The 13,990-nt window shown below is 45.9% G+C and carries 10 protein-coding genes; all 10 read left to right on the forward strand.

The features are described from left to right. Window positions 1–65: 65 nt before the first annotated feature. Complete coding sequence (locus ACHZES_RS18395) at window positions 66–1,895, forward strand: bifunctional UDP-sugar hydrolase/5'-nucleotidase (protein WP_038283870.1); 1,830 nt, start codon at window positions 66–68, stop codon at window positions 1,893–1,895. A 117-nt stretch (window positions 1,896–2,012) separates the two neighbouring features. Then, entirely contained in the window at window positions 2,013–2,543 is a 531-nt protein-coding gene (locus ACHZES_RS18400) for a GNAT family N-acetyltransferase (protein WP_038283869.1), read from the forward strand. Between the two features lie 71 nt (window positions 2,544–2,614). Beyond that, window positions 2,615–3,220: a CDP-alcohol phosphatidyltransferase family protein gene (locus tag ACHZES_RS18405; RefSeq protein ID WP_242843176.1), complete on the forward strand. Its 606-nt coding sequence runs from the start codon at window positions 2,615–2,617 to the stop codon at window positions 3,218–3,220. Window positions 3,221–3,306: 86 nt separating this feature from the next. Then, window positions 3,307–3,828 carry a hypothetical protein gene (locus tag ACHZES_RS18410; protein ID WP_038283867.1) on the forward strand — a complete coding sequence of 174 codons (522 nt, stop codon included), beginning with the start codon at window positions 3,307–3,309 and terminating at the stop codon, window positions 3,826–3,828. 321 nt (window positions 3,829–4,149) lie between these two features. Beyond that, entirely contained in the window at window positions 4,150–5,262 is a 1,113-nt protein-coding gene (locus tag ACHZES_RS18415) for a glycosyltransferase (protein WP_395549032.1), read from the forward strand. Continuing rightward, window positions 5,259–6,377 carry a glycosyltransferase gene (locus tag ACHZES_RS18420; RefSeq protein ID WP_395549031.1) on the forward strand — a complete coding sequence of 373 codons (1,119 nt, stop codon included), beginning with the start codon at window positions 5,259–5,261 and terminating at the stop codon, window positions 6,375–6,377. Before ACHZES_RS18415 ends, ACHZES_RS18420 begins: the two co-directional genes overlap by 4 nt. Before the next feature lie 2,139 nt (window positions 6,378–8,516). Then, the gene (locus ACHZES_RS18425; RefSeq protein WP_404820395.1) at window positions 8,517–10,625 is read left to right on the forward strand and encodes a collagen-like protein; all 2,109 of its coding nucleotides are present in this window, start codon (window positions 8,517–8,519) and stop codon (window positions 10,623–10,625) included. Window positions 10,626–10,969: 344 nt separating this feature from the next. Continuing rightward, window positions 10,970–11,938, forward strand: a complete 969-nt coding sequence (locus ACHZES_RS18430) for a helix-turn-helix transcriptional regulator (RefSeq protein WP_038283799.1) — start codon at window positions 10,970–10,972, stop codon at window positions 11,936–11,938. 295 nt (window positions 11,939–12,233) lie between these two features. Further along, window positions 12,234–13,076, forward strand: a complete 843-nt coding sequence (gene kduI / locus ACHZES_RS18435; RefSeq protein WP_038283800.1) for a 5-dehydro-4-deoxy-D-glucuronate isomerase — start codon at window positions 12,234–12,236, stop codon at window positions 13,074–13,076. A 224-nt stretch (window positions 13,077–13,300) separates the two neighbouring features. Then, on the forward strand, window positions 13,301–13,972 hold the full coding sequence (locus ACHZES_RS18440; protein ID WP_038283801.1) for a response regulator transcription factor: 672 nt from the start codon (window positions 13,301–13,303) through the stop codon (window positions 13,970–13,972). The last annotated feature ends 18 nt before the right edge of the window (window positions 13,973–13,990 follow it).

Consider the following 13,990-nt stretch of genomic DNA (forward strand, 5'->3'; position numbering starts at 1 on the left):
TACTATTTTTACATTTATCTGATATAATAGAGGAAAACGTACTTTTCAAAAGGAGGGTTTCAACAATGAAAGGAAGTAAGACAAGAAGGTTTCTGTCACTATGGCTGGCTTTACTCATGGTCCTGTCTCTGACGACAGGCATATCCTTTTCTTCTCTGGCGGCAGACCGGGATATCGTGGTTCTCTATACCAATGATGTCCACTGCGGGGTTGATGAAAACATAGGATATGCGGGACTTGCTCTCTATAAGAAAGAGATGCAGGCCCAGACTCCATATGTGACGCTGATTGACGCCGGAGATGCCATTCAGGGCGCGCCCATTGGGACATTGTCAGACGGAGGTTATTTGATCGACATTATGAATAAGGTCGGTTATGACTTTGCAGTGCCGGGCAACCATGAGTTCGATTATGGGATGCCCCGTTTTCTGGAATTGGCAGGAAAGTTAAGCTGCGGTTACTATTCAAGCAATTTTATGGATTTAAGGACTGGCTCCGCGGTATTTGCTCCCTATAAGATCTTTACATATGGGGATACTAAGGTCGCGTTTGTAGGTGCAACTACCCCGGAAAGCTTTACGAAATCCACCCCAGCTTATTTCCAGGATGGAAATGGAAATTATATTTACGGTTTTTGTGAAGATGAAAATGGACAAAAACTTTATGACCAGATCCAGTCATCTGTAAACAGTGCAAAAGCAGAGGGAGCTAATTATGTAATTTTGGTAGGCCATCTGGGCGAAAACGGGACAACAGACCGTTGGACCTCTGATAACGTGATCAAGAATACTACGGGCATTAATGTATTAATCGACGGCCATTCCCATGAGGAATATGGAAAGTACGTAAAGAATAAGGAAGGCCAGGATGTGCTTCTTACCCAGACAGGTACAAAGTTAAAGAATTTCGGAAAGCTGACACTTCATACGGATGGAACCTTTTCAAACGAACTGGTTTCCCAGGTTCCGGCAGGAGCGGGCACCAGCGCCTATACCGTAAAGAATGGGGATTCCTTAAGCCGGATCGCTAAGAGAGAATTAGGCTCCTATAACCGTTGGAATGAAATCTATGAAGCAAACAGAGATAAAATCAAGGATCCTAATGTCCTGACTGTAGGAGTACAGTTGGTGATTCCCGGAAAAAGCGCTGTCACAGCTGACGGAAAGGCCATTGACTATGATACAGACAAGTTCATTAAGGTGATTCAGGCTCAGTATAATGAGACACTGAAGACTGTGATCGGACATACGGATGTTGAACTTACGGTGAATGACCCGGCAACCGGAAAACGTGCGGTCAGAAGCGCAGAGACAAACCTTGGTGATCTGTCTGCGGACGCATACCGCTATGTGCTTGGAGCAGAAATCGGCCTTTCAAATGGCGGCGGTGTCAGAGCCAACATTAAGGCCGGAAATATAACCTACAATGATACCCTTACCGTGTTCCCATTCGGCAATATGGGATGTGTTGTAGAGGTAACTGGCCAGCAGATCAAGGATGCCCTGGAAATGGCTTCCCGGAATTGCCCAAAGGAGAATGGTGGTTTCCTTCATGTATCAGGTCTTACCTATACAATCGATACTTCCAAGGCCTCCAATGTTCAGGTAGATGAAAAAGATAATTTTATAAAAGTGAACGGAGCATACCGGGTATCCGATATTATGGTAGGCGGCGCTGCTCTTGATGTGAACAAGACTTATACCGTAGCCGCTCATAACTACATGTTAAAGTCTTCCGGTGATGGCATGACCATGTTTAAAGGAAGCAAGATAATCAGGGATGATGTCATGACTGATGTAGATTTACTTTCCACTTATATCCGCAGCAATTTAGGCGGCAATGTAGGTGCTGATTATGCAAATCCTGCAGGTCAGGGCAGAATTACCATTAAATAAAATGAAAAGCAGCCTGCCCCGGTAATTGGGGGCAGGCTTTTCCATTGCTTCTTTCCACTGGAAATGATACACTTAAAGACAGAAACAATTACAGATAAAGATTAGGAGATTGATATTATGTTGTTAATAAACCCGCAGACCCGTTTTGAGGAAATATACCAGATTTATGAGGAATCATTTCCTAACATTGAGCGCCGGACAAAAGACGATCAGAAAAGGGTTTTCGGTAATCCCTGTTATAAAGTCCGGATCATAGAAGAGGAAGGAAAGATTGTGGCCTTTCTGGGATACTGGGAACTGACTTCTTGTGTTTTTATGGAACATTTGGCTACAACGGAGATATGCAGGGGAAAAGGATATGGAAAGCAGTTGGTAGTAGAGGCTATGGAAGAAACGAAGAAGCCAGTGTTTCTGGAAATAGAACCAATCACAGAGAAGGACCCCATGACCAGAAGCAGGGCAGTATTTTATGAAAGGATGGGGTTTCATTCCAATTCCTTTTACTATGAGCAGTTGCCCTTGAAACCAGTGGACAAACCTATTCAGCTGTGGATTATGAGTTATGGAAAACCTGTGACGGAAGAGGATTTTCTGCCTTATAAGAAGGAAATCTATGAAATCGTATATGGCGTGGAAGATTTTGCATAATAATTTAAAGTGCAGCCACGGACTGTCAGAGGAGCCGGCATAATGCCGGCTTCGGCTGTTGAGTAATTGCAATGAACGGATACTTTGGCAAACTATCTGCAGGGAATTTTATTTTTAGAGTACCGGAGGCTCAGATGAAGAATATTCCTAACTTAATCACAATGGCAAGAGTGTTAGGAACCGTGGTTTTGTTTACCATGGAACCATTTTCCAGACAATTTCTCATTGTATACTTTTTATGCGGTATCAGTGATGTTTTGGACGGAATGATTGCGCGAAAGATGAATACCGTTAGCAAAAAAGGTCAGATGCTAGATAGTGTCGCAGATGCTTTCATGTTTATAGTTTTGTTATCCATATTTGTTTCCAGTTTTAAATTGCCTTTATGGGGCATCTATTGGATCGTTGCGATTGCCATTGTTCGCCTGATATCGTTAGGTGTTGGTTTTATTCGTTATAAGCAACTTGCCTTTTTACACACTTATGCGAATAAGTTAACTGGGATTGTTTTGTTCTCCTTTCCATTTCTATATATTGGATTAGGATTTTATGCGTCAGTTATTTTTGCCTGTTTGATTGCAAGCATTTCGGCGATAGAAGAATTAATCATCAATGCTGTTTCTATAGAATTATGGAGAGATATTAAATCCATATTTTCATTGAAAGATAGAAAATAACAAGTTTACCATATGTAAGTCATATGTATGGAGCGGATTTCCTATCATGATTATCGCACATATAATTTTTGAGAGGTGGTACTTGTATGGAAGAAATTTTATTAGTTAATATAATAACAGAGCAGACAACCCGTGCTTTATGGGAAGTGAAAAATATCATTGATTGTGTACCAGATGAGCTATGGAATAAAGAATATTGTGAGATGCCTTGTTGGAAACATATTTATCATATGCTTCACTCATTGGATTTATGGTTTATCAATCCAAGAGATAAGGAATATACAGAGCCTGATATTCATGAAATGGACTTGAATAGCTTAGATGTAATCCCTAGTAAAAGTCTTATAAGAGAAGAAATAAATGATTATTTTGTTAATATTGATATTAAGATAAAGAATTACCTTGCTCAATTAACAGATAAACAGCTATTAGATACTCCCCCGGATTGTGAATATAATAAATTCACTTTGATTTTAGCACAGTTTAGGCATTTACATAGCCACATGGGAATGATAATGGGCTTTATCATTGACGATACAGGCTTATGGCCAAGAGTACTGGGATTAGAGAATCCATTTCCTATTGGAGAATACAAAAGATATATTTAAATCCAAAGAATGGTTGTGGCCGGCATAAAGCTGGCTTTTTTTATTTGCCTGACACGGATATAGAGTTATGTTCTGCCCCTTATTATATCTTACAAACAAATATTGCTTAGTGATCCGGGACCATATAAAGTATGCAGCTAAGAGAAATCTTTTATTTAAAGAATAAGACTATGAATGATAAATAATCCATCAAAAAAGTTTAAGGCAGTGTTTCGTCAAGTATTCACTAAAACCGTTTCTTCACAGGATGGGCTGCAAGTTGCATATATTGATTTTAGTAGAATAAAAAAGCTATTAAAATGACTGGAGGAGTCAGTGGAAGTGAACCAATATAAAATATGTGTATATGCAATCAGTAAAAATGAAGAAGAATTTGTAGACCGCTGGATGGACGCAGTATCCGAAGCCGATGCTGTTATTGTGACGGATACAGGCTCAACCGATCATACGGTTGAAAAGCTCCGGGAAAGAGGAGCCATCGTTTATGAAGATACCATATTGCCATGGCGGTTTGACACTGCCCGTAATGTGGCATTAAGCCATGTCCCAGAGGACATGGATATCTGTGTGTCGAACGATTTAGATGAGGTCTTTGAACCAGGCTGGCGGCAAAAGCTGGAAGACCTATGGAGGCCGGAATACACCCGCGCACGATACTTATTTACATTTACCTTTAATGCTGACGGTACCCCCCAAAAGCAGTATCCCATGGAAAAAATCCACATCAGGCATGGCTATCACTGGGTACATCCGGTACATGAGGTTCTGGAATACAGCGGTACAGGTTCTGAGAAAATCTCATGGATCAATGGGCTGGTCCTCAATCACTATCCGGATTTATCAAAGCCAAGAAGCCAATACCTTCCACTTCTGGAACTATCCGTTCAGGAAAACCCGCTTGATGACAGGTCCATGTTCTGGCTTGGAAGAGAATATGTGTATTATGGAAATTTTGATAAAGGAATTGAAATACTGAAGAGACATCTTTCCCTTTCGACGGCAAAATGGAGTGAGGAACGAAGTGCCTCCATGCGCTTTATTGCTCAATGTTATGAAGAGAAGGGGAATATGAAAGAGGCCAGATCATGGCTCTTTCGGGCTTTGGCAGAATGTCCGGATGTTAGGGAACCTTATCTTGCTCTAGTAAAATTAGCCTATAAGGAAAAAAACTGGCCGTTGTCCTTTGCTATGGCTGAAAAAGGATTATCTATTACAAGAAATTCAGGAAGTTATCTGGTAGACCCAGAAGGCTGGGGATATGCCTTGTTTGATTATGGTGCCATTGGTGCTTACAATATGGGGATGTATGAGAAGGCCAGGGACTATGCCCGTAAAGCCGTGAGCATGGACTCCACCAATAAAAGGCTGCAAAATAATCTGCTATTGATTGAGGATAGGATCAAAAAACAGGAAAAGGCGGAGGTACCCTCATGAATCTAAAAATCTGTGTCTATGCCATTTGCAAAAACGAGGTCCAATTTGTAGATAAGTGGATGGACTCCATGAGTGAAGCTGACTTAATTGTGGTCACGGACACCGGTTCTGATGATGGGACCGTTGAAAAGCTGAAAGAACGTGGTGCGGTTGTATATGTGGACATAGTTAAGCCGTGGAGGTTCGATGTGGCACGGAATATATCTTTGGATCATGTCCCGGAGGATATAGATATCTGCGTCTGTACGGACCTGGATGAATTGTTTAATCCAGGCTGGCGTAACAAGCTGGAGGAAGCATGGCTTAATCATAGACCGGAAGGTTCCATGCCTAGTGCAATAATGGGAAGATACCCTTATAACTGGAGTCTTAAGGAAGATGGGACTCCTTACATTCAATTTTATTATTTTAAAGTGCATAGCCGGCAGGGGTTCCGTTGGAAATGTCCTATCCATGAATATCTCCAATATATGGGAAATTTACCCATTGAAACCATATATATCGAAGAAATGATTCTCAGCCATTACCCGGACCCTGATAAATCCCGCGGTTCATATCTTCCCCTTTTGGAACTTGCTGTGAAGGAAGCTCCGGAGGATGAGAGGATGCGCTACTACCTTGGAAGAGAATATATGTATAAAAGCCAGTGGCAAAAATGTTTAGAGACACTTAAGGAATATCTTGCTTTGCCGGCTGCAGTATGGAGCGATGAGCGGTGCGCTGCAATGCGCTGGATTGCAAAATCCCACTATAAATTAGGAGACTTAAAAGGAGCATTTGCCTGGTATTATAAAGCCATTGCTGAAGTGCCGGATATGCGTGATTCCTATGTAGAGTTCTCTAAAATGTGCTATGAAATAAAAGATTGGGCGATGACGTACTTTTTAACTAAAGAAGCTTTAAAGATAAAGGAAAAATCGAGAACCTTTGTTAATATGGGATATTCCTGGGATTATACACTGGATGATTTTTGCGCCATAGCTGCCTATTGGCTGGGTATGCCGAAGGAATCCCTGGAACACGTAAAGAGTGCTCTTAAATATGCACCCGATAATGAACGGCTAAAAAGCAATTTTAACATCATTGCTGCCGTACAAAAATCAAATAATCCTTAAAAATGGAACGTTTATTGCAGTCATTCTAAAATGTTCCTTTAGGGATTTTAGAAAGGGTGTCATAATATGCAATATGCCAGTGATGGCCATGAAATTAACCCGGCGGCGACAATACAGGAATGTTCAGGAAAAGTTTGCAGATGTAACAGGGGATGCTGTTCTATGGGGCCTACAGGTCCAACGGGTCCCAAAGGTCTTCAGGGAGTAAGAGGTAACACAGGGCCGGAAGGACCGCCTGGCAGCCAGGGTCCCAGGGGGTTAAGAGGCTGTCCTGGTCCAACTGGTCCGACAGGTCCGACAGGTCCACGGGGAGTAACCGGTCCAATGGGCCCAAGAGGAGTAGTGGGCCCAATGGGTCCAACAGGTCCAACGGGTTTGCAGGGAGATACAGGCCCGACCGGCCCACAAGGGATAACAGGTCCGACTGGCCTGCAAGGAGTAACAGGCCCAACGGGTCCACAGGGATTAATGGGCCCAGCCGGCATACAAGGAGTTACCGGTCCGACGGGTCCACAAGGAGATGCAGGTCCAACCGGCTCGCAAGGAGACACAGGCCCAACGGGTCCACAAGGAGTAACTGGTGCAACAGGCCCACGGGGAGCCATAGGCCCACAGGGAATCACAGGCCCAACAGGCCCACAGGGATTCACAGGTCCACAAGGAGATACAGGTCCAACCGGCCAGCAAGGAATAACGGGTCCAGCAGGCCCACAAGGAGTCACGGGTCCACAGGGGGGTATAGGTCCAGCAGGCCCACAAGGAGATACTGGTCCAACAGGCTCGCAAGGATTCATAGGACCGATAGGTCCGACTGGCCCGCAAGGGGACACCGGTCCCACAGGCCCACAAGGAGATGCAGGCCCAACAGGCCCACAGGGAATCATAGGCCCAACAGGTCCACAAGGAGATATTGGACCAACAGGCCCGCAAGGAGTCACAGGTCCAACCGGCCCAACTGGCCTGCAAGGAATAACGGGTCCGACAGGTCCACAGGGGGATACCGGCCCAGCTGGTCCACAAGGAATAACGGGTCCAACAGGCCCGCAAGGAGTTACAGGGCCAACCGGCCCTACTGGCTCACAAGGGGTCACTGGTCCAACGGGTCCACAGGGAGATATCGGTCCAACAGGTTCGCAAGGAGACACAGGTCCAACAGGTCCACAAGGGGACACAGGCCCAACAGGTCCACAAGGAATAATGGGCCCAACAGGCCCACAGGGAATCACAGGCTCAACAGGTCCACAAGGAGATATTGGTCCAATCGGCCCGCAAGGGATAACCGGTCCAACGGGCCCACAAGGAGTTACAGGGCCAACGGGTCCACAGGGAGATACCGGTCCAACAGGCCCGCAGGGGGACACAGGCCCAACCGGTTCGCAAGGAATCACAGGCCCAACCGGTTCACAAGGAGACACAGGATCAACAGGCCCAACCGGCCCACAAGGAGTCACAGGACCAACGGGTTTACAGGGAGATACCGGTCCAACAGGTCTGCAAGGATTCACAGGCCCAACAGGTCCACTGGGGGATATCGGTCCAATCGGCCCGCAAGGGGATACAGGCCCAATTGGTCCGCAAGGAGTCACAGGACCAACAGGTTCACAAGGAGACACAGGATTAACAGGACCAACAGGCCCGCAAGGAGCCATCGGCCCAACAGGCCCACAGGGAGTCACCGGTCCAACGGGTCCACAGGGAGATACCGGTCCAACAGGTCCGCAGGGGGACACAGGCCCAACCGGTTCGCAAGGAATCACAGGACCAACCGGTCCAACAGGCCCACAAGGGGTCACCGGTCCAACGGGTCCACAGGGAGATACCGGTCCAACAGGTCCGCATGGAGACACAGGGCCAACGGGTCCACAAGGAATAACGGGTCCAACCGGCCCACAGGGAGAGGTGGGTCCAACTGGCCCACAAGGAGCCACCGGCCCAACAGGCCCACAAGGAGTCACAGGAGCAACGGGTCAACAGGGAGATACCGGTCCAACAGGTCTGCAAGGAGTCACAGGACCAACCGGTCAACAGGGAGATACCGGTCCAACAGGCCCACAAGGGGTCACCGGTCCAACGGGTCCACAGGGAGATACCGGTCCAACAGGCCTGCAGGGGGACACAGGCCCAACCGGTTCGCAAGGAATCACAGGACCAACAGGCCCGCAAGGAGCCATCGGGCCAACAGGCCCACAGGGAGTCACCGGTCCAACGGGTCCACAGGGGGATACCGGTCCAACAGGCCTGCAAGGATTCACAGGACCAACAGGTCCACAGGGGGATACCGGTCCAACCGGCCCACAAGGAGACACAGGGCCAACGGGTCCACAAGGAATAACGGGTCCAACAGGCCCACAAGGGGTCACCGGTCCAACAGGTCCACAGGGGGATACCGGTCCAACCGGCCCGCAAGGAGACACCGGTCCAACGGGTCCACAAGGAATAACGGGACCAACCGGCCCACAAGGGGTCACCGGTCCAACGGGTCCACAGGGGGAAACCGGCCCAACGGGTTCACAGGGGGATACCGGTCCAACCGGCCCGCAAGGAGACACCGGTCCAACGGGTCCACAAGGAATAACGGGACCAACCGGTCCACAGGGTATCATAGGACCAACAGGTCCGCAAGGAGTTACCGGTCCAACCGGCCCACAAGGAGTCACAGGTCCAACGGGTCCACAGGGGGAAACCGGCCCAACAGGTTCACAGGGGGATACCGGTCCAACAGGTCCACAGGGAGAGGTAGGTCCAACAGGCCCACAAGGAGCCACCGGCCCAACAGGCCCACAAGGAGTCACAGGTCCAACGGGCCCACAGGGAGATACCGGTCCGACAGGTCTGCAAGGAGTCACAGGACCAACAGGTCCACAGGGGGAAACCGGTCCAACCGGCCCGCAAGGGGATACAGGTCCAACGGGTCCACAGGGAATTACGGGCCCACAAGGAGATATTGGCCCAACCGGCCCGCAAGGAGATACCGGTCCAACCGGCCCGCAAGGGATAACCGGTCCAACCGGCCCACAAGGAGTCACAGGACCAACCGGCCCGCAAGGGGATATAGGCCCAACGGGTCCACAGGGAATTACAGGCCCACAAGGAGATATTGGTCCAACTGGCCCGCAAGGAGATACCGGTCCAACAGGCCCGCAAGGGATAACCGGTCCAACTGGCCCACAAGGAGTCACAGGACCAACCGGTCCACAGGGGGAAACCGGTCCTACCGGCCCGCAAGGAGATACAGGCCCAACGGGTCTACAAGGGATAACGGGTCCAACAGGCCCACAGGGAATCACAGGACCAACCGGTCCGCAAGGAATCGCCGGTCCAACAGGCCCGCAAGGAGATACAGGCCCAACGGGTCCACAAGGTATAACGGGTCCAACCGGTCCGCAAGGATTCACAGGCCCAATAGGTCCACAAGGAGCCACCGGTCCAACAGGCCCGCAAGGAGTCACAGGGCCAACCGGCCTGCAAGGAATAACGGGTCCGACGGGTCCACAGGGGGATACAGGACCAACGGGTCCACAAGGAATAACGGGTCCAACAGGCCCACAGGGAATCACAGGCCCAACAGGTCCACAAGGAGCCACCGGTCCAACAGGCCCGCAAGGAGTCACCGGTCCGACAGGTCCACAAGGAGCCACCGGTCCAACAGGCCCGCAAGGAGCCACCGGCCCAACCGGCCCGCAAGGGATAACCGGCCCAACAGGCCCACAAGGAGTCACCGGCCCAACAGGCCCACAAGGAGCTACCGGACCAACCGGCCCGAACTTTGCTACAAATGGCTTTTCCGCGTTCGTGTCTTCCCTGTCAGTATCAACGGATACACAAATAGCAAACTGGACAACAACCGCTCCTTATTATGGAAATGCAAATTTTAATGCTACAACAGGAAACTTTACGGTATCTACGACAGGAAGATATTCTATAAAGGCAACTATTAACTACTCCACAACGGCATCGATAACGGGTTCTATAGGTAACACGGTTAATCCGTCCTTTGCAGTTTCAAGGACATCACCTACAACTACTACGATCGTGAGCGGGCTATTCCCGGTTTTAAACATTAACGTGACTCTCCTGACGTTAAGGGCCATATTGGGTAATGGAACGGTTACTCTGGCTTGCGATGCAGCATTGAACAGTGGTGATGTTATTGGTTTGTTTTATGTATCAAGCGGTTTAACCTTAAATCTCAATCTGGGAGGTGCTAATACTGGAGGAATCATATGGTCTGTTTACCAGATTGCTTAGCATAATAGAATGGCAATCTCCCATTTAATTATTTAATAAAGTTATCTCGAAGTTTAGCCAAATGCTTTATGTAATGAAAGAATACGCAAAAACTTCGGGATAACTTGTTTTGTGTAAATTCTTCAATTTTCATATTAGAAAATGTAATCTTGAATAGTACAGTTAAAGCTTTAGAAACAAAAAGTATAAAAATATAGTATAATAAAATAGGTGGTTTTAGATTCGACTTTGGGTTACAGTACGAATATAATTTTTTTCGGAGTTTTCAGCAAGTAAAATCAAGCAATGCAGGTTCCATTACTCTATAATGACTATAGGGTGGTTGAAACGAGGTGAGCAGACGAATGTACGAGTGGCAGAAGCAAATTCAAATAGTTGTTGATGAAATTGACAAATGTATTAAAAATTACAATGATGAAGCCTTGACACTACGCTTTCTTTCTCGCAGATTGGGTTATTCTGAATTTTATACAACGAGAAAATTCAAAGAAATATCGGGTATGCAATTTAGGGATTATCTGAGGCATAGAAAATTAGCCTTTGCACTAAAAGAGGTTCGGGATAGTGAAAAAAGTATTTTGGATATTGCTTTTGATTATGGTTTTTCATCACATGAAGCTTTTACCAGAGCTTTCAAGGGAACATATGGCGTAACTCCAAGTGAATACCGAAAAAGGCCTAAACCTGTCGTTCTTCGTACAAAAATTAACCCTTTCGACCGCTACTTTTTGGGATTTGGAGAGATTGGCATGATGAAATCTACAGATGATGTTAAAATTTATTTTGTAACCATACCCGCACACAAATTTTTGCACATTAAAAACTATGAGAGTAATGGGTATTGGGATTTTTGGCAGAAGCAAAGTCTTATTCCGGGACAGGATTGCGAAACAATCTGCGGTTTACTCGATAGTATCAAGGGCAAATTGGATGACGATGGTGGGAGCGAATCGAACAGCGGCAGCGGTCAGATCATGGCATACATTAATGACCCGGACGGCAGACTCTGTGATTGGAGAATTCCACGTACAGAGTGTTATGGTGTACGCCTACCTTTTGATTATGAAGGCGAAGTACCACCACAAATGCTTATGATTGATGTTCCCGAAGCCGAGTATATAGTTTTTGAACATGGGCCATTCGATTATGAACAGGAAAATCGTAGTGTAGAGGAAAAGATTGAAAAGGTAATGGCAACATTTGATTTTGAAGGCACAGGTTATTGCTTTGATACTTCACCTGGTAGAATGATTTACTTTTATCATAATCCGGAGCAGTTCTGGAAGTATATTAGGCCGGTACGGAAATTATAATTGATTTATTTACAGGCTTCCAACCATCATCAGTCAGGTGGATAAGGTTCGTAAATCCGTCAACCTGTATTTGCTGCTGCCGAAATGCGTCTAGTTGAGTGTGGCACACTTGATATAGTTACAAATATTTCCGAAAATAATTTTACTAACTATCGTTCATTTTTTAGGCTATAAACAGGATTTTATGTTCTTTTTGACGATTTATCCAAGAAGATATTGAATTAAAAATCTCCTTATGATACGATGAAGCTGGTCAGTTATTTCTAAATTAATTATATAAGGAGGTTTTTTATAAATGGATATCCGCTATTCAGCAAACCAGAAAGATTTCAAACGTTACACAACAGAAGAAACCAGAAATGAGTTTTTAATTGAAAATTTATACGTTGCCAATGAGGTAGTTGCAGTATATTCTCACGTAGACCGTATGGTAACTTTAGGCTGTATGCCAACAACAGAGACAGTTTCCATTGACAAGGGTATTGATATTTGGAAAAATTTCGGTACAAGCTATTTCCTTGAGAGACGTGAGGTTGGTATCTTCAACATTGGTGGTGCTGGAAAGATCGTTGCTGATGGGGAAGAATTTAAGATGGGATATAAGGACTGCTTATATATTACCAAGGGAACAAAGGAAGTGACTTTCTCCAGCGAGGATGGATCCAATCCTGCTAAATTCTACATGGTGAGTGCTCCGGCTCATAAGGCTTGCAAGACCACCTTTATTCCTATTGAAAAGGCAGCTAAGAAGCCTTTGGGCGCTATGGAAACATCCAACAAGCGTGTGATCAATCAGTTTATTCATCCGGACGTACTGGAGACCTGCCAGCTGTCTATGGGTATGACTGTTCTGGATCCGGGCAGCGTTTGGAACACCATGCCTTCTCATACCCATGAAAGACGTATGGAGATTTACATGTATTTCGAAATTCCGGAGAACAATGTAGTATTCCATATGATGGGCGAAGGCAATGAGACAAGACACATTGTTATGCAGAATGAGCAGGCTGTAATCAGCCCATCCTGGAGCATCCATTCCGGTGCAGGTACCAGCAACTATACCTTCATCTGGGCAATGGGTGGAGAAAACCAGGCATTTGATGATATGGATACCATTCCTACAACAGAATTAAGATAGTTTTTTATTTATGATAAGGCAGATGCACTCATTTCAGTGCATCTGCCTTTTGCTTTCCTGAATCGGAATATCATTTCAAGGTCAGGGGAATAATCTGGTGATCAGCTATTTCTTTTCGAATCGTGTGAAATCTCTGTGAAAATGTAGAAATTCGCTTTTTCATTTGATACAATAACACTAATAAATACTTGTGAATTAAAGGATCTGATTTCAGGAGGTTATATATGGAACAGTTAAAGATATTAGTAGTGGATGATGAAACAAGAATGAGAAAACTGGTAAAGGATTTTTTGAGTGTAAAAGGTTTTTCAGTGGTCGAGGCTTCCAACGGTGAAGAAGCAGTGGATGTCTTTTTTGAGCAAAAGGATATTGTGCTTATTATTCTAGACGTGATGATGCCTAAAATGGATGGGTGGGAGACCTGCAAAACAATTCGTAAATATTCTCAGGTTCCCATCATCATGCTGACTGCCAGAAGTGAAGAACGTGACGAGCTCCAGGGCTTTGATCTGGGAGTAGATGAATACATTTCAAAACCCTTCAGCCCTAAGATTCTGGTAGCCCGTGTGGAGGCCATATTAAGACGCAGCAATGCCGTTCCTGCAGATGCAGTAGAAATAGGGGGAATCTGCATTGACAAAGCGGCCCATCAGGTCACCATTGACGGTAAAGACATTGATCTAAGCTACAAGGAGTTTGAGCTTTTGGCTTATTTTCTGGAAAATCAGGGAATTGCTCTATCCAGGGAAAAGATACTAAACAATGTCTGGAACTATGATTACTTCGGAGATGCCCGGACCATAGATACCCATGTGAAAAAGTTGAGAAACAAGATGGGAGATAAGGGAGATTATATAAAGACCATATGGGGAATGGGATATAAATTCGAAGTATAAGGAAAGGATACCATTAGA

The sequence above is a fragment of the Lacrimispora sanguinis genome (genome assembly GCF_044987295.1).
Taxonomy (GTDB): Bacteria; Bacillota; Clostridia; order Lachnospirales; family Lachnospiraceae; genus Lacrimispora; species Lacrimispora celerecrescens_B.